The organism is Streptomyces sp. NPDC097129 (assembly GCF_055668065.1).
Genome location: NZ_JBVOQE010000009.1, coordinates 297135 through 323379 on the forward strand (window position 1 = coordinate 297135; position 26245 = coordinate 323379).

Annotated in this window: 23 protein-coding genes; 9 read left to right on the forward strand and 14 right to left on the reverse strand. The window is 73.1% G+C overall.

Annotated elements, in window-relative coordinates:
* Window positions 1-2: 2 nt before the first annotated feature.
* The gene (locus tag AC0B9F_RS26080) at window positions 3-422 is read left to right on the forward strand and encodes a (2Fe-2S) ferredoxin domain-containing protein (RefSeq protein ID WP_472006605.1); all 420 of its coding nucleotides are present in this window, start codon (window positions 3-5) and stop codon (window positions 420-422) included.
* A gap of 6 nt (window positions 423-428) precedes the next feature.
* Here the strand turns inward: AC0B9F_RS26080 and AC0B9F_RS26085 are convergent, their stop codons facing one another.
* Window positions 429-1169, reverse strand: a complete 741-nt coding sequence (locus AC0B9F_RS26085) for a chaplin (protein ID WP_472006607.1) — start codon at window positions 1167-1169, stop codon at window positions 429-431.
* Between the two features lie 169 nt (window positions 1170-1338).
* Between AC0B9F_RS26085 and AC0B9F_RS26090 the strand changes: the two genes are divergently transcribed.
* Both AC0B9F_RS26090 and AC0B9F_RS26095 read left to right on the forward strand, forming a co-directional pair.
* Window positions 1339-2334 carry an LLM class flavin-dependent oxidoreductase gene (locus AC0B9F_RS26090; RefSeq protein WP_472006608.1) on the forward strand — a complete coding sequence of 332 codons (996 nt, stop codon included), beginning with the start codon at window positions 1339-1341 and terminating at the stop codon, window positions 2332-2334.
* 43 nt (window positions 2335-2377) lie between these two features.
* Window positions 2378-4714, forward strand: coding sequence for an ATP-binding cassette domain-containing protein (locus tag AC0B9F_RS26095; RefSeq protein WP_472006610.1), 2337 nt, complete (start codon window positions 2378-2380; stop codon window positions 4712-4714).
* 84 nt (window positions 4715-4798) lie between these two features.
* Here AC0B9F_RS26095 and AC0B9F_RS26100 read toward each other — a convergent pair whose 3' ends face one another.
* The 6 genes from AC0B9F_RS26100 to AC0B9F_RS26125 form a co-directional block, all read right to left on the reverse strand.
* On the reverse strand, window positions 4799-5341 hold the full coding sequence (locus tag AC0B9F_RS26100; RefSeq protein ID WP_472006612.1) for a DUF1707 SHOCT-like domain-containing protein: 543 nt from the start codon (window positions 5339-5341) through the stop codon (window positions 4799-4801).
* A gap of 18 nt (window positions 5342-5359) precedes the next feature.
* Entirely contained in the window at window positions 5360-6241 is an 882-nt protein-coding gene (locus AC0B9F_RS26105) for a lysophospholipid acyltransferase family protein (protein WP_472006613.1), read from the reverse strand.
* A complete protein-coding gene (locus AC0B9F_RS26110; RefSeq protein ID WP_472006615.1) occupies window positions 6241-7014 on the reverse strand; it encodes a GNAT family N-acetyltransferase in 774 nt (257 codons plus the stop codon). Before AC0B9F_RS26110 ends, AC0B9F_RS26105 begins: the two co-directional genes overlap by 1 nt.
* Window positions 7015-7208: 194 nt before the next feature.
* Complete coding sequence (locus tag AC0B9F_RS26115; protein WP_472006616.1) at window positions 7209-7958, reverse strand: succinate dehydrogenase/fumarate reductase iron-sulfur subunit; 750 nt, start codon at window positions 7956-7958, stop codon at window positions 7209-7211.
* Window positions 7955-9904: a fumarate reductase/succinate dehydrogenase flavoprotein subunit gene (locus AC0B9F_RS26120; RefSeq protein WP_472006618.1), complete on the reverse strand. Its 1950-nt coding sequence runs from the start codon at window positions 9902-9904 to the stop codon at window positions 7955-7957. Before AC0B9F_RS26120 ends, AC0B9F_RS26115 begins: the two co-directional genes overlap by 4 nt.
* Before the next feature lies 1 nt (window position 9905).
* Window positions 9906-10577 carry a succinate dehydrogenase gene (locus AC0B9F_RS26125; RefSeq protein ID WP_472006750.1) on the reverse strand — a complete coding sequence of 224 codons (672 nt, stop codon included), beginning with the start codon at window positions 10575-10577 and terminating at the stop codon, window positions 9906-9908.
* Window positions 10578-10696: 119 nt separating this feature from the next.
* On the opposite strand from AC0B9F_RS26125, the gene AC0B9F_RS26130 reads away from it, so the two are divergent.
* On the forward strand, window positions 10697-11581 hold the full coding sequence (locus tag AC0B9F_RS26130) for a LysR family transcriptional regulator (protein WP_472006620.1): 885 nt from the start codon (window positions 10697-10699) through the stop codon (window positions 11579-11581).
* Between the two features lie 184 nt (window positions 11582-11765).
* On the opposite strand, the gene AC0B9F_RS26135 is transcribed toward AC0B9F_RS26130, so the two are convergent.
* From AC0B9F_RS26135 to AC0B9F_RS26150, 4 genes are all read right to left on the reverse strand, one after another.
* Window positions 11766-12461 carry an N-acyl homoserine lactonase family protein gene (locus tag AC0B9F_RS26135; RefSeq protein WP_472006622.1) on the reverse strand — a complete coding sequence of 232 codons (696 nt, stop codon included), beginning with the start codon at window positions 12459-12461 and terminating at the stop codon, window positions 11766-11768.
* 5 nt (window positions 12462-12466) lie between these two features.
* Complete coding sequence (locus AC0B9F_RS26140; protein WP_472006624.1) at window positions 12467-14602, reverse strand: putative bifunctional diguanylate cyclase/phosphodiesterase; 2136 nt, start codon at window positions 14600-14602, stop codon at window positions 12467-12469.
* Window positions 14599-15411: an SAM-dependent methyltransferase gene (locus AC0B9F_RS26145; RefSeq protein ID WP_472006626.1), complete on the reverse strand. Its 813-nt coding sequence runs from the start codon at window positions 15409-15411 to the stop codon at window positions 14599-14601. The genes AC0B9F_RS26140 and AC0B9F_RS26145 overlap by 4 nt, the downstream gene beginning before the upstream one ends.
* A gap of 290 nt (window positions 15412-15701) precedes the next feature.
* On the reverse strand, window positions 15702-16649 hold the full coding sequence (locus tag AC0B9F_RS26150; RefSeq protein WP_472006627.1) for an SCO0930 family lipoprotein: 948 nt from the start codon (window positions 16647-16649) through the stop codon (window positions 15702-15704).
* Between the two features lie 748 nt (window positions 16650-17397).
* Here AC0B9F_RS26150 and AC0B9F_RS26155 point away from each other — a divergent pair.
* The 3 genes from AC0B9F_RS26155 to AC0B9F_RS26165 all read left to right on the forward strand — a co-directional run bounded on the left by AC0B9F_RS26155 (window position 17398) and on the right by AC0B9F_RS26165 (window position 19141).
* Complete coding sequence (locus AC0B9F_RS26155) at window positions 17398-17526, forward strand: hypothetical protein (RefSeq protein ID WP_472006629.1); 129 nt, start codon at window positions 17398-17400, stop codon at window positions 17524-17526.
* A gap of 18 nt (window positions 17527-17544) precedes the next feature.
* A complete protein-coding gene (locus AC0B9F_RS26160; RefSeq protein ID WP_472006631.1) occupies window positions 17545-18309 on the forward strand; it encodes a bestrophin-like domain in 765 nt (254 codons plus the stop codon).
* Between the two features lie 301 nt (window positions 18310-18610).
* Entirely contained in the window at window positions 18611-19141 is a 531-nt protein-coding gene (locus AC0B9F_RS26165; protein WP_472006633.1) for a hypothetical protein, read from the forward strand.
* 103 nt (window positions 19142-19244) lie between these two features.
* Here AC0B9F_RS26165 and AC0B9F_RS26170 read toward each other — a convergent pair whose 3' ends face one another.
* On the reverse strand, window positions 19245-19742 hold the full coding sequence (locus AC0B9F_RS26170) for a hypothetical protein (protein WP_472006635.1): 498 nt from the start codon (window positions 19740-19742) through the stop codon (window positions 19245-19247).
* Between the two features lie 333 nt (window positions 19743-20075).
* Here AC0B9F_RS26170 and AC0B9F_RS26175 point away from each other — a divergent pair, with 333 nt between their 5' ends.
* On the forward strand, window positions 20076-20747 hold the full coding sequence (locus AC0B9F_RS26175) for a class F sortase (RefSeq protein WP_472006637.1): 672 nt from the start codon (window positions 20076-20078) through the stop codon (window positions 20745-20747).
* Window positions 20748-20784: 37 nt separating this feature from the next.
* Here the strand turns inward: AC0B9F_RS26175 and AC0B9F_RS26180 are convergent, their stop codons facing one another.
* Window positions 20785-21624: a polysaccharide deacetylase family protein gene (locus AC0B9F_RS26180; protein ID WP_472006639.1), complete on the reverse strand. Its 840-nt coding sequence runs from the start codon at window positions 21622-21624 to the stop codon at window positions 20785-20787.
* A 402-nt stretch (window positions 21625-22026) separates the two neighbouring features.
* Window positions 22027-25308 carry a bifunctional lysylphosphatidylglycerol synthetase/lysine--tRNA ligase LysX gene (lysX, locus tag AC0B9F_RS26185; protein ID WP_472006641.1) on the reverse strand — a complete coding sequence of 1094 codons (3282 nt, stop codon included), beginning with the start codon at window positions 25306-25308 and terminating at the stop codon, window positions 22027-22029.
* Between the two features lie 177 nt (window positions 25309-25485).
* Between lysX and AC0B9F_RS26190 the strand changes: the two genes are divergently transcribed.
* Entirely contained in the window at window positions 25486-25962 is a 477-nt protein-coding gene (locus tag AC0B9F_RS26190; RefSeq protein ID WP_472006643.1) for a universal stress protein, read from the forward strand.
* The last annotated feature ends 283 nt before the right edge of the window (window positions 25963-26245 follow it).

A 26245-nucleotide genomic window follows, 5' to 3' on the forward strand; every position in this document is an offset into this window, starting at 1 on the left:
CCATGCGATCCCCCGTTCGTTCCCCCGTCCCCGCTCCCCGCAGGTCCTTCGTCGGCGCCGCCCGGCAGCGGCCCTGCACCCTCGTGGTGTGCCGGGGGTGCTGTTGCGGCAACGCGCGCAAACACCCCGGCACCGATCACGTCTGGCAGCTGGAGCGGTTGCGTGCCGCGGCCGTCGAGCACGGCTTCCAGGTCCGCACCACCGACTGTCTCGGCCCCTGCGACCAGGCGAACGTGATCGTCGTCCAGCCGTCGGCCGCGGGACGCCGGGCCGGCGGGCGGGCCGTGTGGGTGGGGTTCGCGACGGACGACGACTGCACGCAGGAGGTCATCGACTGGGCGGCCGCGGGCGGCCCCGGCGTGGCCGCGCCGCCGGTGACGCTGGAGTTGCAGGTCATCCGGCGGCCGGGGGCACGCGCGTAGGGCGCCTCAGTGCTGCTGGCCCGGGCGGTAGCGCCGGTACAGCGCCGCGCCGCCCAGCAGCAGCGCCCCGCTCGCCAGGGCGGCCGGGAGCATGCCGTCCGTGCCGGTCTCGGCGAGGGCGCCCGCGGCGGCCGCCTCCTCCACCGGCGTGCGCACCAGCGCCGTGTCGTGGTGCGGAGCCGGCGGCTGCGCGTGCGCCGGGGGCACCGACCGGCCGACCGGTTCGTCCGGCGTCTGCGGCGTCGTGGGCTGCTGCGGCTTCTCACCGGAGGTGTTGGACGACTCGTTGCCGAACACCGGGTTGCCGATGCCGACGACGTTCGCCGTGTTGCCGCTGATGTTGACCGGGAGGTGGACCGGCAGCTGGACCCCGTTGCCGGAGATCACGCCGGGCGAGCCCTCGTTGGTCTGCCCGGCCGACGCGCCACCGCCCGCGTTCGCCGAGCCGCCCTTGCCCGGGCCGTTCCCGCCCGAACCGCCCTTGCCCGGGCCGTGTTCGCCCGAGCCGCCCTTGTTCGCGCAGGTGTTACCGAACGCCGGGTTGAGCAGGCCCACGACATCGACGCTGTTCCCGCACACGTTGACCGGTACGGCCACCGGGAGCTGGATGCCGTTGCCCGAGCCGACGCCGGGCGAACCGGCCAGGTTGCCCTCCGCCGTCGAGTCGGCGTGCGCCGCCGGGACCATGGCCATCGCACCGGACGCGGCGGCCACCGCGATCAGGGTGTTCCGGGTAACCCGCTTCATAGGTTCCCTGCCTTCCACAGATGAGAGAGATGCGGTCTTTCGCCCGCATCAGATGCAACGCCCGCAGACGGGAGGAGTTATGAAGAATCCACCGTTCGCGCGGCCGTGTCCGTTCACTGACGCCCCGTGACGGCGGGAATCCCCCGCGCCGGCAGGCGTTGTACGGGAGGTGAGTGCGCTGATCACCCGGACCCGTTTCTCCGTCCTCGACCGCTCCCGCACGCGGGAAGGGCATCCCGCGGGCGAGGCGCTGCGCGACACCGTGCGCCTCGCGCGGGAGGCGGAGCGGCTCGGCTACCACCGTTTCTGGGTGTCGGAGCACCACGGCGTGCCCGGCGTGGCCGGTTCGGCGCCGACGGTTCTGGCGGCCGCGGTGGCCGGGGCAACCGAGCGGATCCGGGTCGGCACGGGCGGGGTGATGCTCCCCAACCACCGGCCGCTGGTCGTCGCCGAGCAGTTCGGCGTGCTGGAGTCCCTCTTTCCCGGGCGGATCGACATGGGGCTCGGCCGGTCGGTCGGTTTCACCGACGGGGTGCGCAGGGCGCTGGGCCGCGACAAGGGCGACGCCGAGGACTTCGGGGCGCAGATCGGCGAACTGCTCGGCTGGTTCCGCGGCACCTCCCCGACCGGGGTGCGCGCGCGGCCCTCGGAGGGGCTCACCGTGCCGCCGTTCGTGCTGGCGATGGGCGAGGGCGCGCGGATCGCCGCCCGGCTCGGCCTGCCCATGGTGATCGGTGATCTGCGCGACCGGGAGCGGATGCGGCGCGGCATCGACGCCTACCGGGAGGCTTTTCGCCCCTCGGCGTGGGCGGGCGAGCCGTATGTGGTGATCTCCGGCACGATCGCGGTGGCCGCGACCGAGCAGGAGGCCCGGCGGCTGCTCCTGCCGGAGGCCTGGTCGATGGCGTACTCCCGCACGCACGGCACCTTCCCGCCGCTGCCGCCCGCCGACGCGGTCGACAACCGCACGATGACCGCGAAGGAGCGCGGCTTGTACGAGACGGGGTTGACCGGGCATCTCGCGGGCACCGAGGAGCAGGTGGCCGCCGAGCTGGAGACGCTGCTGAAGGAGACGGGCGCGCAGGAGGTGCTCGTCACCACCAGCACCTACGACCGTGCGGCGCTGCTGGACTCCTTCCGCAGGCTGGCCACGCTGTTCGCATAGAATCGCGGGGTTTGTCCCCCACCAGCCGTACGGAGCCCGCCCCATGCACAGCCCCACCCCCGACCCGTACGTCCGGGTGCGCGGCGCCCGTGAGCACAACCTCCAGGGCGTGGACGTCGACATCCCGCGCGACGCGGTGGCGGTGTTCACCGGGGTGTCGGGGTCGGGCAAGTCGTCGCTGGCGTTCGGCACGATCTACGCCGAGGCGCAGCGCCGGTACTTCGAGTCGGTGGCGCCGTACGCGCGGCGGCTGATCCACCAGGTGGGCGCGCCGAAGGTCGGCGAGATCACCGGCCTGCCGCCCGCGGTGTCGCTGGAGCAGCGCCGCTCGGCGCCGACCTCGCGGTCCTCGGTGGGCACGGTGACGAACCTGTCCAACTCGCTGCGCATGCTGTTCTCGCGGGCCGGCGCCTACCCGCCGGGCGCCGAACGCCTCGACTCCGACGCGTTCTCGCCGAACACGGCGGCCGGCGCCTGCCCCGCCTGCCACGGCCTGGGCCGAGTGCACGACACCAGCGAGGAGTTGCTGGTGCCGGACCCCTCGCTGTCGATCCGGGAGGGCGCGATCGCCGCCTGGCCGGGCGCCTGGCAGGGCAAGAACCTGCGGGACGTCCTCGACGCGCTCGGCTACGACGTGGACCGGCCCTGGCGTGAGCTGCCCGCCGGGCAGCGGGAGTGGATCCTGTTCACGGACGAGCAGCCCGTGGTGACCGTGCATCCGGTGCGAGACGCCGACCGCATCCAACGGCCCTACCAGGGGACGTACATGAGCGCGCGGCGGTATGTGCTCAAGACGTTCGCGGACTCCCGCAGCCAGACGCTGCGGGCGAAGGCGGAACGCTTTTTGACCAGCGCGCCCTGTCCGGCCTGCGGGGGCAGCCGGCTGCGGCCACAGGCGCTGGCGGTGACCTTCGCGGGCCGCACGATCGCCGAACTGGCGGCGCTGCCGCTGGCGGAGCTGGCGGACACCCTGACCGCGGACGGCGAGACGGCCCGCGTCCTCACCGAGGACCTGAAGTCCCGTATCGCGCCGGTCCTCGAGCTGGGTCTGGGCTATCTCAGCCTGGACCGGGCCACACCCACCCTCTCGGCGGGCGAGTTGCAGCGGCTGCGGCTCGCGACGCAGCTGCGCTCCGGGCTGTTCGGGGTGGTGTACGTCCTCGACGAGCCGTCGGCGGGGCTGCACCCGGCGGACACCGAGGCGCTGCTGACGGTGCTGGCGCGGCTGAAGCGGGCCGGGAACTCGGTGTTCGTGGTGGAGCACCATCTGGACGTGGTGCGCGGCGCCGACTGGCTGGTGGACGTCGGCCCGCGGGCCGGGGAGCACGGCGGCCGGGTGCTGCACAGCGGGCCGGTCGCCGAACTGGCCGCGGTGGCGGAGTCGGCGACGGCCCGCTATCTCTTCGACCGCTCCCCCGCCGCCGCGCGGGAGGTGCGCACGCCGCGCGGGCAGCTGACCGTCGGCCCGGTCACCCGGCACAACCTGCGGCAGGTGACCGCGGCGTTCCCGCTCGGGGTGTTCACGGCCGTCACCGGCGTGTCGGGGTCCGGCAAGTCGACGCTGGTCGGCGAGATCACCGAGGATCTGCCGGGCGTGGGCCGGCTGGTGTCGGTGGACCAGAAGCCGATCGGGCGTACCCCGCGCTCGAACCTGGCGACCTACACGGGCCTGTTCGACGTCGTACGGAAGGTGTTCGCGGCCACGGACGAGGCGCGGGCCCGGGGGTATGGGGTGGGCCGGTTCTCCTTCAACGTGCCCGGCGGGCGGTGCGAGACCTGCCAGGGCGAGGGCTTCGTCAGCGTGGAGCTGCTGTTCCTGCCCAGCACCTACGCGCCGTGCCCGGACTGCGGCGGGGCCCGCTACAACCCCGAGACGCTGGAGGTCACCCACCGGGGGCGGACGATCGCCGAGGTGCTGGATCTGACGGTGGAGGCGGCGGCCGAGTTCTTCGCGGACACGCCGGGCGCGGCGCGCAGCCTGGGCACGCTGCTGGACGTCGGCCTCGGCTATCTCCGTCTCGGCCAGCCGGCGACCGAGCTGTCCGGCGGTGAGGCGCAGCGCATCAAGCTGGCGAGCGAGCTGCAGCGCGGCCGCCGCGGCCACACCCTGTATCTGCTGGACGAGCCGACGACCGGACTGCACCCCGCCGACGTGGAGGTGCTGATGCGTCAGCTGCACGGTCTGGTGGACGCCGGGCACACGGTGGTCGTCGTCGAGCACGACATGACGGTGGTCGCGGGCGCCGACTGGGTGATCGACCTGGGCCCGGGCGGCGGCGACGCGGGCGGCCGGATCGTGGCGGCGGGGACCCCGGGCCAGGTGGCCCACGCGGAGGGCAGCGCGACGGCGCCGTATCTGGCGAGGACGCTGGGGCGCTAGTGCGGCGCCGCGCCCGCCGGGGCTCGCCGGGAGATCCTTGGCTCCCCGACGGGGTGCGTCGGTGCTCCTGGTCCCGGACAGGGCTCAGCGCCGCGCGTGGCGGATCTTCAGACGGCCGAATCCCATGGTCCCGGAGATCCGGATCGTCGGCCCGCCGGGGTGGGCGCGGCGCCGGGTCTTGTAGAGCGTGTCCTTCCACCCGGTGTGCAGACCGTCGAAGTCGACGATCGCGTCGCGAGGGACGATGATCGTGGCCCTGCCGGTGCCGAGGTGGAGCTCGATGTCCGTCACCGGATGCTCGATGACCGCCCGGGACAGGTCCAGGGACACCCTTGCGTACGCGGACTCGATCCTGAGGTTGCGCGGTACCCGCCAGGCACCGCGCCGCCTGATCCGCCCGCCGGCGGCGCCGATCGTGGCCGTGGTGCCCGGCTTCTCCGCCGGGAGCGAGGCCAGGACCGGCGCGAGCTCCGGGTGCGTCGTGGCGGTGAGCACCTGGTGGAGGCGTTCGTCCATCTCCTCGTGGGAGAGGCGCCCTTCGGCGTACGCCTCCTGCACGCGCCGCACGGCCGTTTCGCGGTCGTCTTCGGTGATCGGTGACGGCGGGTCGTCCGGCAGTGAGGTCACCGTTTCACCCTAGCGCCGTCATGGCACTGCCGACGGGGCGAGCTCCTTGCCGGTCGCGTCAGGCGGAGGGGCCGGCCGGCTTCTGCTCGGCGCCGGGACCGTGTCGGGCACGTGCGCGCCCGCGGGCGGGGCCGGTTGCGCGGCCTGTGCGAGGGCGCGGCGGTCCGCGTGCCGGCCCGGCGGTATCGGGGCGCGGACGGAGGCCTCGGCGACCAGTCCGTGCGACGACACCACCCGCCACACCGAGCTGAGCAGGGAGTCCTCGCCGACGAAGGCGGGAGTGGTGGAGGACGCGCCTGCGGTGCGCGTGAGGTAGCGCAGCCGGACCGGCTGGACGGGGACGCCGGCGTCGAGCGCGGCCTGGAAGGCGGCGCGGCGGAAGCGGCCCTGGGCGCGGCCGCACCAGGTGCTGCCCTCGGGGAAGACGGCGACGGCCTGCCCGGCGCGCAGTGCGTCGGCGATCCGGGCGACCGTGCCGGGCAGGGCGCGCAGCCGGTCCCGGTCGATGAACAGCGCGCCGCCGCGTGCGGCGAGCGCGCCCGCGAGGGGCCAACGGCGTATCTCGGCCTTGGCCAGCATCCGTGCGGGGCGGACGGCGGCCAGCAGCGGGATGTCCAGCCAGGAGATGTGGTTGGCGACCAGGAGCAGGCCGCCGGTGGGCGCGGCGGCGGCGCCGGTGATGCGGACCCGGACGCCCGCCGCCCGCACGATCCACCGGCACCAGCGCCGCACGGCCGGCACCGGAATCCTCCCGCCGAGCGGGGACAGCGCGACCCCGACGAGCAGCAGCGCGACCACCGCGGTCAGCCTGAGCACCGCGCGCGGTACGGCGGTGACGCGGGCGGTCGCCTGGACGCACGCCCCGGGAGTGCAGGGGGCGCTGGGCAGCCAGACGCTCATCAGGCCGGGACGAGGGAGAGGAAGTGCCGCAGATAGCGCGGGTCGACCCGGCGCATCGGCAGCAGCACGTACAGGTCGGCGACCCCGAAGTCCGGGTCGTGGGCGGGCTCGCCGCACACCCACGCGCCCAGCCGCAGATAGCCGCGCAGCAGGGCGGGCAGTTCGGCGCGGGAGGCCGGCTCGGCCGCGGTGCGCGGGGTCCACGGCAGCAGCGGGCGCACCCGGTACTCCTCGGGGGCGAGGTGCTGGGCGCGCACCCGTTCCCAGGTGGCGGCGGCCAGGGTGCCGCCGTCGGCGAGCGGCAGGGAGCAGCAGCCGGCCAGCCACTCGTGGCCGTGGTCGACCATGTAGCGGGCGATGCCGGCCCAGATCAGGCCGATGACGGTGCCGTCACGGTGGTCGGGGTGGACGCAGGAGCGGCCGACCTCGACCAGGCCGGGTCGGATCGCGTCGAGCGCGCCGAGGTCGAACTCGCCTTCGGAGTATAGCCGTCCGGCGACGGCGGCCCGTTCGGGCGGCAGCAGCCGGTAGGTGCCGACGACCTGCCCGGTGATCTCCTCACGCACCAGCAGGTGGTCGCAGTACGCGTCGAAGGCGTCCATGTCGTAACCGGGCTGCGGGGTGGTGAGCAGGGCGCCCATCTCCCCGGCGAAGACGTCGTGCCGCAGCCGCTGCGCGGCCCGCACGTCGGCCTCGTCCCGGGCGAGGGAGACGGTGTAACGGGTGGGCGCGGCGGGCCGCGGCGGACGGTCGAGCGTGGAAACGCCGGTCATGGCTGACTCCTGGTACGGCCGGAGGGGCGAGGGAGGCGGTACCCCTCGTTTCTTCCGACGCCGGTTGGCGCGGACGTGACCGGAGCCCGGAGCGAGGATGTGGAGCTGTTGAATGCCAGGCACGCAAGCGAGACGGGACCGGGGAGAGCACCTGCCCCCGGTCCCGCCCGTTCGCGCCTGCCGGCGAACGTCTGTCAGCGCCTGGCGACCTTGCGGGTCGCGCGCAGCCACTCCTTGTTCATGTGCGTGATGGAGGTGAGCGGGATGCCCTTCGGGCAGGCGGTGGCGCATTCGCCGGCCAGGGTGCAGCCGCCGAAGCCCTCGGCGTCCATCTGGGTCACCATGTCCAGGACGCGGGTCTCGCGCTCGGGCGAGCCCTGCGGCAGGACACCCAGGTGGTTGACCTTCGCGGAAGTGAACAGCATGGCCGCGCCGTTGGGGCAGGCGGCCACGCAGGCGCCGCAGCCGATGCATTCGGCGTGCTCGAAGGCGTAGTCGGCGTCGGCCTTCGGGACGGGGGTGGCGTGGGCCTCGGGCGCGGAGCCGGTCGGGGCGGTGATGTAGCCGCCGGCCTGGATGATCCGGTCGAAGGCCGAGCGGTCCACGACCAGGTCCTTCACGACCGGGAAGGCCGCCGCCCGCCACGGTTCGATGTCGATCGTGTCGCCGTCCCGGAAGGACCGCATGTGCAGCTGGCAGGTGGTGGTGCGCTCCGGGCCGTGCGCGTCGCCGTTGATGACGAGCGAGCACGCGCCGCAGATGCCCTCGCGGCAGTCGTGGTCGAAGGCGACGGGGTCCTCGCCGGAGAGGATGAGCTGTTCGTTGAGGACGTCCAGCATTTCCAGGAAGGACATGTCGGGCGAGATGCCGTCCACCTCGTAGGTGGACATGGTGCCGTCGGCGCCGGCGTTCTTCTGCCGCCAGACGCGCAGGGTGAGCTTCATGCGTAGCTCCGCTGGGTGGGGTGGACGTACTCGAAGACCAGGTCTTCCTTGTGCAGGGCCGGGGCCGTTGCGGTGCCGGTGAACTCCCAGGCCGCCGCGTAGCCGAACTCGTCGTCCCTGCGGGCCGCCTCGCCGTCGGGGGTCTGGGACTCCTCGCGGAAGTGGCCGCCGCAGGACTCGGCGCGGTGCAGCGCGTCGAGGCACATCAGCTCGGCCAGTTCGAGGTAGTCGACGATGCGGTTCGCCTTCTCCAGGGACTGGTTGAGCTCTTCGCCGGTGCCGGGCACCTTGATGCGGCGCCAGAACTCCTCGCGGATCTCCGGGATGCGCCCGAGTGCCTTGCGCAGGCCCGTGTCGGTGCGGGCCATGCCGCAGAACTCCCACATCAGTTCGCCGAGTTCGCGGTGGAAGGAGTCCGGGGTGCGGTCGCCGTCGACGGACAGCAGCAGGTTGAGCCGGTCCTCGGTCTCGGCCAGGACCTCCTGGACCACCGGGTGGTCGTCGGTGACGTCGTCCCCGCGCGGGTGGCGCGCGAGGTAGTCGTTGATCGTCGCCGGCAGCACGAAGTAGCCGTCGGCCAGGCCCTGCATCAGCGCGGACGCGCCGAGCCGGTTGGCGCCGTGGTCGGAGAAGTTGGCCTCACCGATCGCGAACAGGCCGGGGACGGTGGTCTGCAGGTCGTAGTCGACCCACAGGCCGCCCATCGTGTAGTGCACCGCCGGGTAGATCCGCATGGGCACCTCGTACGGATCCTCGTCGGTGATCCGCTGGTACATGTCGAAGAGGTTGCCGTACTTCGCCTCGACGGCCCCCCGGCCCATGCGCTTGATCGCGTCGGCGAAGTCCAGGTAGACGCCCTGGCCGCCGGGGCCCACTCCCCTGCCCTCGTCGCAGACGTTCTTCGCGGCGCGGGAGGCGATGTCGCGTGGGACGAGGTTGCCGAAGGAGGGGTAGATGCGCTCCAGGTAGTAGTCGCGCTCCTCCTCGGGGATCTCGTTCGGCGCACGCGTGTCGCCCTTGGCCTTGGGCACCCAGATCCGGCCGTCGTTGCGCAGCGACTCGCTCATCAGCGTCAGCTTCGACTGGTGGTCGCCGGTGCGCGGGATGCACGTCGGATGGATCTGGGTGAAGCAGGGGTTGGCGAAGTACGCGCCGCGCCGGTGCGCCCGCCAGATCGCGGTCGCGTTGGAGTTCATCGCGTTCGTCGACAGGTAGAAGACGTTGCCGTAGCCGCCGGAGGCGAGAACGACCGCGTCGGCGAAGTACGTCGAGATCTTCCCCGTGATCAGGTCGCGGGCCACGATGCCGCGGGCCCGGCCGTCGACGACGATCAGGTCGAGCATCTCGGTGCGCGCGTGCATCTCCACGTTGCCCGCGGCGATCTGCCGGCTGAGTGCCTGGTAGGCGCCGAGCAGCAGCTGCTGGCCCGTCTGGCCGCGGGCGTAGAAGGTGCGGGAGACCTGGACGCCGCCGAAGGAGCGGGTGTCGAGCAGGCCGCCGTACTCGCGGGCGAACGGCACGCCCTGCGCCACGCACTGGTCGATGATCTCCACGGAGATCTGCGCGAGGCGGTGGACGTTGGACTCGCGGGCCCGGAAGTCGCCGCCCTTGACGGTGTCGTAGAACAGGCGGTGGACGGAGTCGCCGTCGTTGCGGTAGTTCTTCGCCGCGTTGATGCCTCCTTGCGCGGCGATGGAGTGGGCGCGGCGCGGGGAGTCCTGGTAGCAGAACTGGACGACGTGGTAGCCCTGTTCGGCGAGCGTGGCGCCCGCCGAGCCGCCCGCGAGGCCGGTGCCGACGACGATCACCGTGTGCTTGCGCCGGTTGGCGGGGTTGACCAGCTTGGCCTCGAAGCGGCGGGTGTCCCAGCGCTCGTGGATCGGGCCGGCGGGGGCCTTGGTGTCGGCGATGGGCTCGCCGAGCGTGTAGTCGACGTAGGAGGTCATGTCAGCTCACCACTTTGGTCATGACGCCCACGGGGACGGCGATGAAACCGGCCGTGAGCAGCAGCGCGAGGACGTTCGCGACGGTCTTGAGGGCCCGGTTGCGGGTGCGGCTGCCGGCGCCGAGGGTCTGGGCGGCGCTGAAGAAGCCGTGCCGGATGTGCAGGCCGAGGGCGAGCATCGCGACGATGTAGATCACGTTGCCGTACCAGGTGGAGAAGGTGTCCACCACGTTCTGGTACGGGTGGCCCGCCTGGAAGCCGCCGGAGTGCACGGTGCCGGTGGTCAGGTCCAGGATGTGCCAGACGATGAACAGGCCGAGGATGATCCCGCCCCAGCGCATGGTGCGCGTCGCGTAGCTCGCCCGCGGCTTGGAGTGCACGTACTTGCTGGGCCGCGCCCTGATGTCGCGGCGGCTGAGCTGGTACGCGGAGACGGCGTGCGCGACGACCGCGACGACCAGGACGACGCGGACCAGCCACAGCGTCCACTCGTAGTGCATGAAGGGCTCGCCGACGGTGCGCAGCCAGTGCGCGTAGTGGTTGAACTCCCCGGCGCCGAAGAAGATCTTCAGGTTGCCGATCACGTGGGCGACCAGGTACAGCAGCATGATCAGGCCGCTGACGGCCATGACCGTCTTCTTGCCGACGGTGGAGTCCCACACGGTGCGTGCCATGGACGGCCGTCGGTCCGTCCGCGTTGCCAGAGCCATGCTCAGGACGCTAGGCGCTGAGGGTGCGATCGGTCCAAGACATGGTGCAGCTTGATTCGATAGGCCCAGCCTATGCTGGCTGGATGCAGTTCCAGCAGCTCCAGTACTTCGTCGCGGTCGCCGAGACCCGCCACTTCACGCGCGCCGCCGAGCTGGTGCATGTCGCCCAGCCGTCGCTGTCCCAGCAGATCAAGGCGCTGGAGCGGGAGCTGGGCGCCGATCTGTTCCAGCGGGCCCGCGGCAACATCACGCTGACCGACGCCGGGGAGGCCCTGCTGCCGCTCGCGCGGCGGATCCTGGCCGACGCCGACACCGCGCGCCACGAGGTGCAGGAGCTGGCGCAGCTGCGGCGCGGCCGGGTGCGGCTGGGCGCCACGCCCAGTCTGTGCACGGGCCTGCTGCCGGACGTGCTGCGCGCCTTCCACGACCGCTACCCCGGCATCCAGCTGCTGATCGAGGAGAGCGGCTCGCACGACCTGGTGCGGGAGCTGGCCCGCGGGGCGCTGGACCTGGCGCTGGTGGTGCTGCCCCTGCCGACGCCGTCGCCGGCGCTGACCACGGTGGAGCTGCTGCGCGAGGACCTGGTCGTGGTGTCCTCACCGGAGGCGCCGACGCCGGGCGGCGGACGGCGCACGGTCGCGATCGCCGATCTGGAGGGCGAGCGGCTGGTCATGTTCCGGCACGGCTACGACCTGCGGGAGCTGACCGTGGCCGCGTGTCGCTCCGCCGGGTTCGAACCGGACTTCGCGGTGGAGGGGGGCGAGATGGACGCGGTGCTGGGGTTCGTGCGGGCGGGGCTCGGGGTGGCCGTCGTCCCGCGCATGGTGGCGGCGCGCTCGGGGCGGGGCCTGCGGGTCACTCCGCTGGCTCGGCCGGGGCTGCATCGGACGATCGGGCTGGCCCACCGCAGCGATGTGGCTCCGCCTCGGGCTGCGCGGGAGTTGCAGCGGATGCTTCTGGAGCGGTGAGGTGTGTCTGCGTCCCGGCGGCGCCCTTGCGGGCGAGCGCCGTTCGGGGCTGCGGGTGGTCGGTGACTGGTCGCGCCCGCACGGCGGACCCGCACATCCATACAGCCCCGCGCCCCTTTGCGGCCCTACGGGGCGCGGCGGGCCGGGCCGGACCGGCTGGTGCCGTGCAGGGTGGCCCGGAGCGTCAGGGGCCCTGGGGCGGTTCCCAGACCGAGGCGTCGTGGGCGAAGAGGACCCGCCGCGGGTCGAAGGCAGCGAGACGGTCCAGCCAAGGGCGGTACGGGGGCAGGGGCGGGTCGACGCCGTCCCGGGCCGCCTCGCGGGCCAGGTGGTCCGCGGCGTACTCGGAGGCGAAGTCGTGGGCCTGGCCGGCGAGGACCACCGTGCCGTCGCTGCCGCGTACGACGAGCGACTGGTGGCCGTCGGTGTGGCCGGGGGTCGGAATCACCCACACACCGGGGCGGATCTCCGCCTCGCCCTTCAGCTCCTCGTAGGTCACGCCCGGGAAGTCGATCAGCTCGTCGAAGGTGTGGCCGCCGGCGCGGGCCGTGGCCAGCTCCACGTCCTGGACCACGACGGGCGTGCCGGGGAAGAGCGGATTGCCGCCGCAGTGGTCGAAGTGGAGGTGGCAGTTGACGACGAGGGAGATGTCCTCGGGGACCACCCCGGCCGCCGCCAGGGCCTCGGGCAGCCCTCGGCGGCGGGGGCGGTAGTGGGCCTCGGTCTCCGGGCTCGCCGCTCCGATCCCGGTGTCGAAGAGGACCGGGCCCTGTTCGTGGAGCACCAGGTAGGCCAGGACGGGTTCCACGCGCGGGTGCGCCCCGCCGGTCTCCGACGCGGGGCGCACGAAGTAGCCCAGGTCCAGTCGCCGTATCCGCACGGACGTCACCCCGTCGCGTCCGCCAGGGCCAGTTCGTGCAGCCGTTCCGGGGGGCCCGGGCGGGCGTAGTACCAGCCCTGGGCCGTGTCGCAGCCCAGTATCCGCAGCTGCTCGGCCTGGGCGCCGGTCTCCACGCCCTCGACGGTGACCGCGAGATCGAGGCTGTGGGCGAGCGAGACGATCCCCTCGACGATCTTCAGGTCCACGGGGTCGGCCGGGAACTGCTGCATGCCCTGGGTGAAGGACCGGTCCAGCTTGAGCACGCTGACCGGCAGCCGGCGCAGGTTCGCCAGGTTCGAGTAGCCCGTGCCGAAGTCGTCCAGGGCGATGTCGACGCCCATCTCGGCCAGCCGGCGCAGTGGTTTGAGCAGATCGTCGTCGGCGCCGATGAGGGCCGACTCGGTCACCTCCAGGCACAGCGCGTCCGGTTCGACGCCGGCGCGCTCCAGGATGTCCACGGTGTCCTGCACCAGCCCGGGGTGGGTGAGCTGGCAGGGCGAGAGGTTGACGTTGATGCGCAGCGGGCCCGCCCCGGCGTCGCGTTCACGCCATGCGCGGGCCTGGCGCACCGCCTGGTCCAGCACCCAGCGGCCGAGCGGCACGATGAGCCCCGTGTGCTCGGCGAGCGGGATGAACCGGTCGGGGCCGAGCACCCCGTGCTGCGGGTGCAGCCAGCGCACCAGCGCCTCCGCGCCGCGCACGCTGCCGTCACCGAGGTGCACCAGCGGCTGGTACTCGATGAAGAACTCGCCGCGCTCCAGGGCCGCCGGCAGCGCCGTGGTCAGCCCGTGCCGGGTGATGGCGCGGGCGTCGGCCTCCGGGTCGGCGAGCTCGAAACGGTTGCCGCCGGCCGACTTCGCCCGGTACATGGTGATGTCGGCGCTGCGCAGCACCTCCGCCGCGCTGCGCTCTCCGGCGGCGCCCTCGACGATGCCGATGCTGCCGCGCACGGTCAGCTCACGGCCGTCGATGCGCACGGGCGCGAGGAGGGCGTTCATGATGCGCGCGGCGAGCTCGTCGACCTCACGGCGGCTGTCGGGGCCGGTGGTCAGCGCCACGAACTCGTCACCGCCGAGCCGGGCCACCATCTCACCCGGCGCGGTCGCGCAGGACTGCAGCCGGTCGGCGACCTCGACGAGCAGCCGGTCGCCGGCCGCGTGGCCGAGGCTGTCGTTGATGGTCTTGAAGCCGTCGAGGTCGAGGTAGCACAGCCCGAAGCGCTGGCCCCCGCGCTGTGCGAGGACCTTCTCCAGCCGTTCGAAGAACAGCGTGCGGTTGGGCAGGCCGGTCAGCGCGTCGTGCGTGGCCTCGTAGCGCAGCCGCAGGTTGAGCAGGCGGCGTTCGGTGGTGTCCTCCATCAGGGCCAGCTGGTACTGCGGTTCGCCGTCGGCGTCACGCAGCAGGGAGACCGTGAGGTTGGTCCACAGGACCGTTCCGTCGGGGCGGTAGAACGCCTTCTCCACGTGGTAGTGCTCGCGTTCGCCGCGCACCAGTTCGTCGTACAGGCGCCACACCTGGGGGGCGTCCTCGGCGTGCGTCCACTCCTTGACGTTGCGGCCGCGCACCGCGTGCTCGATGCCGCCGAACATGCGCACCATCGCGCCGTTGACCTGCAGTATGGTGCCCTCGAGGTCGGCGATGCCGATCCCTATGGCGGCGCCCTCGAACACCGCGCGGAAGCGTGCCTCGCTGGCGTGCAGCGCCTGTGCCACCACGCCCTGCGCCTGCAACGCCGCCTGCGCGATGGCCTCCTGCTCGCCCAGGGTGCGCTCGCGCAGCGCCTGCGCGTAGCCGGCGGCCATGGAGTGCTGGAGCCGGGAGCAGCGGGTGCGCACCTCCTCCGGGTCGCGGTCGCCGCCGCAGTAGAGCACGAGGTAGGCGTCCACGCAGTCCAGGGTGCGGCTGAGCGCCTCCGGGTCGGTGCAGTGCGCGGCGACCAGCGCGGCCCCGATCGCCCGGCCCTCCTCGGTGACCGTGGCGGGGGCGTGCAGTGCCTCGCTCAGCCTCCGGGCCAGCGGAAGCAGCTGCGCCTCGAACTCGGGCCGGGTCGCCGACGTGGAGGTCAGCGGGAACACCGCCCGGGTCCAGATCGTCGCGAACCGGCGCAGTCTGTCCTCCGGCCCGTCCGGCTCCGCGATCACGCCGTACGCCCCACGCCCGCGAAGCCGGAGAAGGCGAACGGGTCCTCGTCCTCCGGCGCCGTCTCGGGCCGCCACAGCGGCATCGGCACCAGTCCCGGCTCCACCATCTCGTACCCCTCGAAGAACCGCGCGATCTCGTCAGGCGAGCGCATGACCAACGGGTTGCGAATGTCCTCGTACACGTCCACCGCACCCCCCGCCCGCTCGGGAGGCACCGGGATTCCCTCGTACGAGGCATGCGTGAGCACCAGCAGGCTGCCGGGCGCGAGCGCGTCGCACAGTTCGGCCACCGCCGCGTACGGGTCGTCCTCGTCCTCCACGAAGTGCAGTATGGCAACGAGGAGGAGCGCCACCGGCCGGTTCAGGTCGATCAGCCGCTCCACGGGTTCACTGGCCAGGATCTCCGCGGGCTTGAGCAGATCCGCGGCGAGGACGTCGGCGTCCTCGTTGCCCTCCAGGACGGCCTGGCTGTGCGCGACCGCCACCGGGTCGTGGTCGACGTAGACGACGTGCGCGCCGGGGCGTGCGGCCTGGGCGATCTCGTGGACGTTGCCGAACGTGGGGATGCCGGAGCCGATGTCGAGGAACTGGGTGATGCCCTCGTCGGCCGCGAAGCGCACGGCCCGGCGCATGAACGCCCGGTTCGCCTGCATGATCTTGGGCAGTCCCGGCAGGAACTCCATGGCCCTGCGGGCGGCTTCCCGGTCCACCTCGAAGTTGTGCGAACCGCCCAGGTAGTAGTCGTAGATGCGCGAGACGCTCGGCACCGAGATGTCGATGCTGCGGGGAGCCCAAGCAGGACGCTCCATCCATCTCTCCAAGGCATAGGCGATCCGGTGTTCGAGCAGAGGCTACTGATCGCCGGGTCAAGTAGCGAGCAGAACCGGAAATTGACCGTCCGTTCCCGGTCACTGTCTGCGGCACGCGCGCGTGCGGCGCCGCACCACGCTACTACCAGGCGTGTTCGGGGTGCTGCGCAGAGTACAGGGCGACAGTGTGCAGCGGACCGCCCCCTCCGCGTGGTGCGGAGGGGGCGGTCCGTCGGCCGTGCGCGCCGCCCGGGCGAGGGGGGGCGGTCACCCTGGGGAGGTGTGCACCGTCACTTCTTCGGCGCGCCGACCGGCTTTCCGTCGGGTGCGACGGCGTACCAGGTGCCGCCGACGCCCTGACCGTTGATGTCCCCGGCAGCCTTGTCACCGGAGAAGGTGTAGACCGGCCAGCAGTTGACCGTCTGCTGCTTGACGCCGTCGGGGCGGGTGAAGCCCATCAGGCCCTTCTTCTTCACGCCCTTGGTGTCGCCGGCGGCGACGGTTTCGACGACCGGCCATTTCTGCAGGCAGGCGCCGGTGCAGGCGGAGACCGGCTCGGGCCAGGCCTGGTCCTTCAGGAAGCGGTAGACGGTCATGCCGTTGCGGTCGACGACGATGTCACCGAGGTTGGGGTCCTTGCGCACGGACAGTCCGGGCAGATCGGACGCCTTGGCCTTCTTGCCGTCAGGGGCGAGCGCGAACCACTTGCCCTTGAGACCCTGGCCCTTGATCTCGCCCGCCTTGGTGTCCTTGGCGTAGCGGTACGCCGGCCAGCCGCCGATGGTGAGCTGCTTGGTGCCGTCGGCGCGGGTCACCTCGCCCAGCTCGGTCGGCTCGATGCCGGCGCCGGCGACGACATCGTCCGCGGGCACCGGCGGCCACACCTTGGCGCAGTCGCCGTCGCAGGCCGACTTGGACGGCTCGGCGGTGTCCTCGTCGAAGCGGTACAGGGTGCGTCCGGCGGCGTCGGTGAGCACCTTGCCGAGTTCGGCGTTGCCGGTGACGGACAGCTTGCCCGCGGGGGCCGGCCGGGCCTGCGGCGCGGAACTCTGGCCGGTGGAGCCGTTGCCGACGCCGTAACCGCCGCCGGTGGTGCCGTAGCCGCCGACCGGGGCCGTGGCGCCGACGTTCTGGGCGGCCGCCTTGGCACCGCCGTCGCCTTGACCGCACGCCGTCGTCAGCGCCAGTACGGCTACGGCGCCCACCGCGAGCGAGGCGCTCCGCCAAGAGGTCTTCATCGTCAACTCCCCACGTTCACACGTTTGTTGCAGCTCCCTGCTGCGTCGCTGCACGGCATGGGGTACGCAGCGGGACGGTGGGTGCGTTCAACGGCGGTGCGGAAATCTTTGCGGAAGATGTGATTCCGCCGGACGGACGTGCGGAGCGCCGGACGTACGAGCGTCAGCCGCGCGCAGCGCCACGCCGACCGCTGTCCCTCGTTCGGAGCATTCCGTCGCCGACCCGGCATGACAGGGTCCGGCGCGCCTCATGATCTCCGTCGTGCATGGACCCGAACCGACCCGAACCGCCGTGGGCGCACGGGTGCTGGCCGCGGTGACCCTGAGCTGGTTCCTCGCGGGCGCGCCGGCCGGGACGGCGGCGGCCGACGCCTGCGCCTACGCCTCGACCGGACCGGACGGGGTGACCGCGGTGGCGGTGGCCGGCAGCCTCGACTGGCCGATCCCGCCCGGGTGTTCCCCGAGCCCGACGCCCAGTCCGACTCCCCCACCGCCGCCTCCCCCACCGCCTCCACCTCCGCCACCGCCGCCTCCGCCTCCGCCTCCTTCGCCGAAACCGCCGCCGAAGCCGACGCCGAAACCCCAGCCGCCGAAGCCGCGGCCCACGCCTCCGGCCCCGGCCCCGCAACGGCCGGCACCCGCGCCCCGGCCCGCGCCGGTCCGCCCCGCCCCTCCGCCTCCGGCACCGAAGCCGGCTCCCACGCCCCCGCCCACCCGGGCACCGGCGCCGCGGCCGTCCGCGAGCCCGGTGAGCTACCCGAGGTATCACGCCACGCCGCCCCGGCGGCAGCGCAGCCGCCACGTCTCCCCCGTCGTCTATGTCCTGCTCATCACCATGCCCGCGATCGTGGCCGTCGCCGCGCTCCGCCCGCGCTGAGACCTGGAGGTAACCCCGTTGCCGGAATGGCTTGTTCTCACCCTCGCGATGCTGGCCGCCTGTGTCGTGGTGGTCGTCATCACGCTCGTCCGCCATCGCACGGCGTCCGACGACGAGGACCCCAGTGAGACTCCGGACGTCATCGAGTACATGACCATGTGGATCGGCGTGGTCTACGCCATCGTCCTGGGCCTGGCGATCGCGGGCGTGTGGGAGGCCCGCAGCGCCGCGCAGGACCATGTCCAGGCGGAGGCGCAGGCGCTGCACGAGATCGACCAGCGTGTCCGGGTCTACCCCGCCGACATCCGCGACCGGATCCGGACGGATGTCAACGCCTATGTCGGACACGTCCTCACCACGGAGCGGAAGTCGATGGCCGACCACGGCGAGGTGACCGAGCGCGGCACGCAACTCCTCGACCAGGTGCGCCGGGACGTCACCGACTACCAGCCGCGCAACGACTTCGAGGCCCAGGCCTACCAGCCGCTGCTCGACCAGATCACCGCGGCCGACGAGGCCCGCACCGCCCGGGCCAACGCCACGTCGCCGACCATGCCGGGCGTGGTGTGGTTCGGGCTGATCACCGGGGCGGTGGTCACCATCGGCATGATCTTCGCCCTCCAGATCCGCCGCACCCCACGCGAACTGGTCCTCGCGGGGCTCTTCTCGGCACTGATCGCCTTCCTCCTCTTCCTGATCTGGGACTTCGACGCGCCGTACAGCCGGGACACGGCCGCGTCACTGGAGCCGCTGCTCAGCCTCTTCCCCCACGCCACGGGGTGAGACACGCCGAGGCCGATTCAGGCCCACCACCATGCGGCAGGACGGCGGCGCGCACGGGAGCGTGAGGTGTCTTCCGGGACCGGCCACGGCCGGGTCCGGTCGGCGCCACGCCGTCGGCGCCACGCCGTCGGCGTCGCCCGGACGCGGGACGCGCGTCACCCGTGTGGAGTACGCGCGTGACCCGTTCGCGCTACAGCGATCGCGGGGGCGCGCACCCGTTCCTAGCGTGTGGGTCATCGAGGGGCACTTCTGCCCCAGCGGAACAGGTCCGCAGCCGCTCCTCGGAGACCGGAGGAAACACATGCGCGCGATACGCGTCGCTTCGGCCGCACTGCTGAGCCTGGGCGCCCTCGTCCTGACGGCGCCGGGCGCCGTCGCGCAGGGCGACGGCAACATCACCCCGTTCGGTTTCAGCGTCGCCCCGTCGACGGTCTCGGCCGGCGGGCGGGTCGTCCTCCAGGTCGACCGCGACCACGGGGGCTGCCGGGGAGCGGTCACGGTCTCCTCGGGCGTGTTCGACACGGTCATCATGGCGGCGGGCCAGACGTCGGCGACGGCGGACGTCGACTGGGACGCACGCCCGGGCGCCGTCTACCGGGTGACGTTCACGTGTGACGGCGTGAGCGGGTCGACGGGACTCACCATCGCCGGTTCCCGCCCGGCACCTCAGCCGCTGCAGCCGACGGTGCCGCGCGGGGTGCACGCCGGTGAGGGCGGCAGCGTCGGCGGGTTCGACGTGCGGACGATCGGGCTGGGCGCGGCGCTCGTCGCCGGCTCGGTCGGCGCGGCGTACGCCTTCACGCGGCGGCGCGGTGGCGAGAGCGGGAGCTGACCCGGTTGGTTCCCACAGGGCGTCGCCCCGGTCCCCGGGCGGGGTCCGGGGCGACGCCCCTGGTCGCGTGCGCGGTGCGAAAGGGGAAGGCGCGACGCGGGGATCAGATGTGCTTCTCGGTGCGGCGGCGCATCCAGAACACGCCGCCGCCGATCACGGCCGCGGCCACGAGCCCGCCGCCGATCGCCATGTCGGTGGGGGTGGCGCCGCTGGAGCTGCTGCCGCCCAGGCCGCCGCGGACACCGCCGATGACGGTGAAGGCGGCCGGGTTGGTCAGGGTTTGGCCGTTGCAGTTGACCGTGATGCTGTGCGCGCCGGGGCGTGCGTTGTGGTTGATCGTCGCGGTGCCCTTGGCGGTCTGGCCGGCGCCGTGGATCGGGGTGAGCGGCGTGGGCTGGAAGGCGTCCGAGGTGGCGGTACCGCCGGACGGGCAGCCGTCGACGGTGATGGTGAGCTGCCCGCCGCGGGCGATGACGCTGGGCAGCGCGACGATGTTGCTCAGTCTGAAGTTCATGCCGTCCCGCGCGGCGGCCGAGGGGGCGGCGAGGCCGAGAGCGGCGACCGCGACGGCCGTGGCCGCCAGGGCACGAGAGTTGCGCATGTGATCCTCCGCGGAAGACACCCCGGGACCCGTCCCCGGTCGATCGGCGAGAAAGCGTCTCCCATAAAAACCCTCAGATGCCCTGTCCACTCCCGCATTTCGGGGATGGTCCGTCCTGGTGAGACAACTCCTGGTGAGTGAGGGCCGCGGCCGGATATCACCGCAGGTCACGGACCGTCAGAAACGATCCTCAGGGCCGCGCCACGGATGGCGCACACCGGGAACGTGCACCACCCGTTCGCTGTCGCCTCCTCGCCGCCCGCGCGCGGCGGACTTAGCGTTCTTTCATGCGCACCATGGCGCGGCGACGGCCGTGTCGAAAGGGGATGGCGAATGTCTGCGTCCGAGCTGTCCGAACTGGCCGAGGAGGAGGAGCGGCGGAAAAAGCGCGCCCCCTGGGGGGTGATAGCGCTGGTGCTGCTCACCGGCCTCGCGCTCATTCGCAATGGGTCCGGGGAGTTCGACGTGGGCCCGCCGCAGCCGGCGTCGGCGGCGGCCGCGGACAGCCGCAGCGCCCCGGGCGTGCTCGGCCGGGCGCTCGAGCCGCTGTCGTTCTCGGTGGCCGACCGGGTGCGCATTCCGGCGATCCGGGTCGACGCGCCCGTCATGCCGGTCGGCCTGGACGCGGACGGCTGGGTGGACGCGCCGCCGCCGGAGGACCCGAATCTGGCGGGCTGGTTCACCGGCGGGGTCTCACCCGGGGAAAAGGGCACCGCGGTCGTCGTCGGCCATGTCGACAACAAACAGGGGCCCGCGGTGTTCTACGGGCTCGGCGCGCTGAAAAAGGGAAACCGCGTCGAGGTGCACCGACAGGACGGAAAGACCGCGGTGTTCGAGATCTACGGCATCGAGGTGTTCGCCAAAGCCGACTTCCCCGGCGACCGCGTCTACGCCTCCAAAGGCGCGCCGGAATTGCGGGTCATCACCTGCGGGGGCGGCTTTTCCAAGAAGAACGGTTACGACGGGAACGTCGTCGTCTTCGCCCGCCTGACCGAGGTCCGCTGAGCGGATCCCCGGCCGGCGGGCGAAGGCCCGTTCAGTGTCACGCGTACGGCCGGCTCGGCACGGTGAGGTGGTAGCCGGAGGCCAGCAGGTACGGCAGGTAGCGGCGCAGCGCGCTCACGCTCTGGGAGCGGTCGCCGCCGGCGTCGTGCGAGAGCACCACGACGCCGGGGCCGGCGCCCTGCTCCACCGCGCGGACGATGGCCCCGGTGCCGGGGACGGTCCAGTCCTCGGTGTCGACGGTCCAGGCCAGTGGTTCCATGCCGAGGTCGGCGCCGAGCTGGAAGGCGGTGCGGTTCCAGGCGCCGTAGGGGGCGCGGAACCAGCGCGGGCGCTCGCCGTAGGCCTCCTCGATGACGTCGCTGGTGCGTTCCATCTCGCTGCGGATCTGGGCCCGGGTGAGCTGGGTGAGCAGCGGGTGGGTCCAGGTGTGGTTGCCGACGACGTGGCCCTCGTCGGCCATGCGCGCCAGCAGGTCCCGGTTCCAGTCGGCCTGTTCCCCGCACACGAAGAACGTGGCCCGCACGTCGTGCTCGCGCAGGGTGTCGAGGATCCCCGGGGTGTAGTGGGGGTCGGGCCCGTCGTCGAACGTCAGGTACATGGTGCGGCCGCGCCCGGACAGCCTGAGCAGCGGTTCTCGCCGCACGGGGGTGCGGGGCGGCGCCGCTTGCGGCGGGCCGTATCCGGTCAGGGGCTGCAGACGGTAGGCGGACGGCTTCTCCGGCAGCCGCGCCGCTGGGGCGCCTGCGGCGGGCGCGGCGGGCCGGGCCGGCTCGTCGGCGCCCTCCAGGGCGAACAGCCCGGCGGTCCCGGCCGCGCCCAGTGCGGCGGCACCGGCGAGCAACGCCCGGCGCCTGGTGAGGAACTGATCCTTCTTCATGTCCCATCAGTCGCCCGGCACCCGCACGCCGCACCACGCCACCACCGAACCGGCCGCAGCAAAACACCCGCCCAGCGCAAGCAGCCGGGTCTGCGGTTGCGCGAGCGGACATCGCCTGCGCCGGGCGCCAGGAGCCGGTCACCGTCCCGGCGTGCCCGGCTCTGTGCCGGGAACTGGAGCGGCACCCGCTCGGCCCGCCCGAGTGGGCTGCGGACCGGTTGCTGCCGGTGGTGCGCCGCATCCTGGCCGACGGCGCCCCGGACACCGCGCGGGCCCTGTTCGGCCGGATCGAGGCGGCTGTCCGGGCCGCCGGACACGATCGCATGCCGGCTCCTGGGGCGAGGACCTCCGCCTGCTGCGCCCAGGCGGCCGACCCGTCGGCGGTGGACGGTGGCGGAGCCGTCAGCGGTGGCGGACCAGGGGGAACGGGAGCGTTTCCCGGATGGTCAGGCCGGTCAGGAACATCACCAGACGGTCGACTCCGATGCCGAGGCCGCCCGTCGGGGGCATCGCGTACTCCAGGGCGTCCAGGAAGTCCTCGTCGAGTTCCATCGCCTCCGGGTCGCCGCCCGCGGCCAGCAGGGACTGCTCGGTGAGGCGGCGGCGCTGTTCGACCGGGTCGGTGAGTTCGGAGTAGGCAGTGCCCAGTTCGGTGCCGAAGGCGACCAGGTCCCAGCGTTCGGCCAGGCGCGGGTCGGTGCGGTGCTGCCGGGTGAGCGGGGAGACGTCGGTCGGGAAGTCCTTGTAGAAGGTGGGCAGCTCGGTGCGCTCCTCCACCAGCCGCTCGTACATCTCCAGCACGACGTCGCCGCGCCCGTCGTCCTGGGTGTACGGCACGCCGGCCCGGTCGCACAGCAGGTGCAGCCGGGCCAGTTCGGTGCCCGCGTCGATCTCCTCGCCGAGCACCTGGGAGATCGCGCCGTACACCGTCATCACCGGCCAGCGCCCCGAGATGTCGTACTCGCGGCCGTCCTTGCGGGCGACGGGCGAGCCGAACGCCGCCGTGGCCGCGCCCTGGATCAGTTCCCGCGTGAGGTCGAGCATGACCTCGTAGTCGGCGAACGCCTGGTAGGCCTCCAGCATCGTGAACTCGGGGTTGTGTTTGTAGGAGACGCCCTCGTTGCGGAAGGTGCGGCCGAGTTCGAAGACCTTCTCCATACCGCCCACGCACAGCCGTTTCAGATACAGCTCGGGGGCGATGCGCAGGTACAGGTCGAGGTCGTAGGCGTTGATGTGGGTGGTGAAGGGACGGGCGTTGGCGCCGCCGTGGATCTGCTGCAGCATCGGCGTCTCGACCTCGAGGAAGCCGCGCTCCAGCAGGCCCTGGCGCAGGGCCTGCACGGCGGTGGAGCGGGCGCGCACGACGTCGCGGGCGGCGGGACTGGTGACCAGGTCGAGGTAGCGCATGCGCACCTTGGCCTCGGGGTCGGCCAGGCCCCGGCGTTTGTCGGGCAGCGGGCGCAGGCACTTGCCGGTGAGCTGCCAGGAGGTGACGAAGACGGTCGGCTCGCCCTTGTCGCTGACGCCGGCCCGGCCGGTGGCGGTGATGTGGTCGCCGATGTCGGTGTCGGCGCGGAAGCGGGCGAGGGCGGCCCCGGTGCCGTCGCGGGTCAGCGCGAGCTGGTGGTCGCCGGACCAGTCGCGCAGCACGACGAAGACGATCCCGCCGAAGTCGCGCACCAGCATGATCCGCCCGGCGACGGTCGCCTCGTCGCCCTCGCGGACCTCGGCGAGGGCGTGGGTGCGGGCCGGCACGCCCACCGGGTAGGGGTCGACGCCGTCGGCGCGCAGCCGGTCCAGGGTGCGGTGGCGGATGCGGACCTGCTCGGGCAGGCCCGCGTCCGCACCACCGGCCCCGCTCCCGCCCCCCGCGTCGAGACCGAGCGCCGCGAGCGGCGGCAGGCCCTCGGTGGTGGCGGGCCGCCGCACCCCTCTCGGGTGCGCCTTGCCCCACAGCTTGCGCAGCGACGGTACGGCGACGAAACCCTCGGCGATGCCGGAGGCCATCCCGATCCGGGCGAGGGCGGCGGCGTCGCCGTAACACAGGAAGCGCGGGTACCACTCGGGGTGGTACTTGGCGTTGGAGCGGTACAGGGCCTCCAGCTGCCACCAGCGGGAGAAGAACAGCAGCAGCCGGCGCCACAGCCGCAGGACCGGCCCGGCGCCGATGCGGGCGCCCTCCTCGAAGACCGAGCGGAAGACGGCGAAGTTCAGGGAGATGCGCCGCACGCCCAGCTTCGGCGCGGCCGCGCACAGCTCGGCGACCATGAACTCCATGACGCCGTTGGGCGCGGCGGCGCGGTCGCGGCGCATCAGGTCCAGCGAGACGCCGTCGCGGCCCCACGGCACGAAGGAGAGCAGGGCGAGCAGCCGGCCGTCCGCCCCGAACGCCTCCACCAGCAGGCAGCCGCCGTCGGCGGGGTCGCCGAGCCGGTCCAGGGCCATGGAGAACCCGCGTTCGGTCTCGGTGTCGCGCCAGGCGTCCGCCTTGCCGACGATCTCCTCCATCTCGGCGTCGGTGAGCGCTCCGTGGCGGCGGATACGGCAGGTGGCGCCGGTGCGGCGGACCCGGTGCACGGCCTGCCGGGTGACCCGCATGTCGCGGCCGTCCAGGTCGAAGGAGGACACGTGCACGATGGCCTCGTCGCCGAGTTGCAGCGCGCCGAGGCCGGCGCGGGCGTAGGCGGTGGCGCCGTCCTCGGAGGCGCCCATCACCGCGGGCGCCCAGGCGTGCCGGCGGGCCACGTCCAGCCACGCGGCGATGGCGTGCGGCCAGGCCTCGCGGTCGCCGACGGGGTCGCCGCTGGCCAGGCACACCCCGGCCTCGACGCGGTAGGTGACGGCGGCCTTGCCGCTGGGCGAGAAGACGACGGCCTTGTCGCGCCGGGTGGCGAAGTAGCCGAGGGAGTCCTGCTCGCCGTAGCGGCCGAGCAGGGCGCGGATGCGTTCCTCCTCGTCGTCGTGGAGGGCGGCTTCCAGGCGCTGGGAGCGGAAGAGGGTGGTGGCGGCGTTCAGCAGGGCGAGCGCGCCGAACAAGCCGAGCAGGAAGTGCAGGGCGGCAGGCGGGCGGCCGTTGAAGGAGCCGGCGGAGACCAGGCCGCCGAGGACCCGGTTGGCGGCCCACGACAGCCGCTGGCCGTGCTGCAGGGTGCCGGGGAACAGCTCGACCAGGCCCCATCCGACGAGGATCGCCACGGCGAGCCCGGCCAGCAGGACGGCGAGGGCGCGGCGCAGCGCCCCGCGCCGGGAGGCGGCCCAGAACTCGCGGCGGGCGACGACGAGCAGCACCAGCGCGAGGGCGCACAGCACCAGGGAGGGCAGCGACTCGGCGTACAGGCCGACGGCGACGCCGAGGACGTCGGTGAGGACGACCAGGCCGAGGTAGACGACCACCAGCCACCAGGCGACCTTCTTGCGGGCGGCGGTGGCGGCGGCCAGCAGGAACAGGAAGACGGCGTAGGCGAGGTTGGCGCTGATGGGGACCAGCAGGAGGTCCAGGAAGCGCACGACGGGCCGCAGCAGGCGGCGCAGCGGCGCGATGAGGGCCAGCAGCGCGCACAGCAGGCCGAGGGCGCCGAAGAAGGTCGCGAAGCCCTCGGGCACCCGGCCGAGGAAGCCGCTTCCGGCGGGTCGTACGGACCCGGTCGCGTCCCGGTCCCCGGCGGCCTCGACGGTGGCACTCATGCATCCGACTGTAGGAAGGCCGCGGCCCGTCCGCCCGTCGAGCCGGCGCGTTCCGCCAGTGGAACCGTCCCGTTCCGCCCGTGGAACCGTCCCGTTCCGGCCGTGGAACCGTCCCATTCCTTCCGTCGAGCCGTCCCGGCCGGTCGGCGGAGCGGCGGCCTCCGATAGCCTCGGCGCGTGACGGAACAGCACTCTCACCAGTTCGACTCCCACCAGTTCGAACGGGGTACCGACGGGCCGAAGGTCATCGTGGCCGGGGTGGACGGCTCCGACTCCTCACTGCGCGCCGCGGCCTACGCCGGCGGCCTGGCCAGGCGGCAGCACGCGCTGCTGGCCGTGGTGTACGTGCAGCCGGTGCTGGCGGCGGGCGCGGCGCTCGGCGCGCCGGTCGCGGAGGCCACGGACGAGATCGCCGAGGACCTGGTCGCGCAGATCCGGGAGGCGGCGGAGCGGGTCAAGGGGATATTCGACGTGCGCTGGGAGTTCCACACGTTCCGCGGCGACCCCTACAACGGCCTGGTGAAGGCGGCGGACGAACTGAAGGCGGACGCGGTGGTGGTGGGCGCCTCCGAGCAGGCCGGCCACCGGATCGTCGGCTCGGTGGCCGTCCGGCTGGTGAAGGCGGGACGCTGGCCGGTGACGGTGGTGCCGTAACCGCCGGCCGTACGGCGATGCCGAGCGGGCGACGGCCTGCGGGCAGCCGGGTCACCGTACCGGTGACGGTGTCGACGACGCTGACGCTGTTCCCGTAGCCGTCGCGGGTGGAGCCGCCGGAGACGCGGGCGGTGCGGCCGTCGGCGGACGGGGGGACGGTCTCGTGCGGGCCGTCCAGCGCGATGACGCGTGCGCTGACCCTCCGGTCGCGGACGGTCAGCGACGCGGGCCGGCTGTCGCCACCAGGCGGTGCCGCGGGCGTCGACCGAGATGCCCGCGGTGG

Excerpts from the sequence above, each read along its gene's own strand:
- lysX (WP_472006641.1), bottom strand. The coding sequence starts at position 25,308 with ATGAGTGCCACCGTCGAGGCCGCCGGGGACCGGGACGCGACCGGGTCC.
- AC0B9F_RS26105 (WP_472006613.1), bottom strand. The coding sequence starts at position 6,241 with ATGAGCGTCTGGCTGCCCAGCGCCCCCTGCACTCCCGGGGCGTGCGTC.
- AC0B9F_RS26120 (WP_472006618.1), bottom strand. The coding sequence starts at position 9,904 with ATGACCTCCTACGTCGACTACACGCTCGGCGAGCCCATCGCCGACACC.
- AC0B9F_RS26165 (WP_472006633.1), top strand. The coding sequence starts at position 18,611 with ATGCGCGCGATACGCGTCGCTTCGGCCGCACTGCTGAGCCTGGGCGCC.
- AC0B9F_RS26170 (WP_472006635.1), bottom strand. The coding sequence starts at position 19,742 with ATGCGCAACTCTCGTGCCCTGGCGGCCACGGCCGTCGCGGTCGCCGCT.
- AC0B9F_RS26150 (WP_472006627.1), bottom strand. The coding sequence starts at position 16,649 with ATGAAGACCTCTTGGCGGAGCGCCTCGCTCGCGGTGGGCGCCGTAGCC.
- AC0B9F_RS26175 (WP_472006637.1), top strand. The coding sequence starts at position 20,076 with ATGTCTGCGTCCGAGCTGTCCGAACTGGCCGAGGAGGAGGAGCGGCGG.
- AC0B9F_RS26110 (WP_472006615.1), bottom strand. The coding sequence starts at position 7,014 with ATGACCGGCGTTTCCACGCTCGACCGTCCGCCGCGGCCCGCCGCGCCC.
- AC0B9F_RS26130 (WP_472006620.1), top strand. The coding sequence starts at position 10,697 with ATGCAGTTCCAGCAGCTCCAGTACTTCGTCGCGGTCGCCGAGACCCGC.
- AC0B9F_RS26125 (WP_472006750.1), bottom strand. The coding sequence starts at position 10,577 with ATGGCACGCACCGTGTGGGACTCCACCGTCGGCAAGAAGACGGTCATG.
- AC0B9F_RS26095 (WP_472006610.1), top strand. The coding sequence starts at position 2,378 with ATGCACAGCCCCACCCCCGACCCGTACGTCCGGGTGCGCGGCGCCCGT.
- AC0B9F_RS26080 (WP_472006605.1), top strand. The coding sequence starts at position 3 with ATGCGATCCCCCGTTCGTTCCCCCGTCCCCGCTCCCCGCAGGTCCTTC.
- AC0B9F_RS26145 (WP_472006626.1), bottom strand. The coding sequence starts at position 15,411 with ATGGAGCGTCCTGCTTGGGCTCCCCGCAGCATCGACATCTCGGTGCCG.
- AC0B9F_RS26085 (WP_472006607.1), bottom strand. The coding sequence starts at position 1,169 with ATGAAGCGGGTTACCCGGAACACCCTGATCGCGGTGGCCGCCGCGTCC.
- AC0B9F_RS26180 (WP_472006639.1), bottom strand. The coding sequence starts at position 21,624 with ATGAAGAAGGATCAGTTCCTCACCAGGCGCCGGGCGTTGCTCGCCGGT.
- AC0B9F_RS26115 (WP_472006616.1), bottom strand. The coding sequence starts at position 7,958 with ATGAAGCTCACCCTGCGCGTCTGGCGGCAGAAGAACGCCGGCGCCGAC.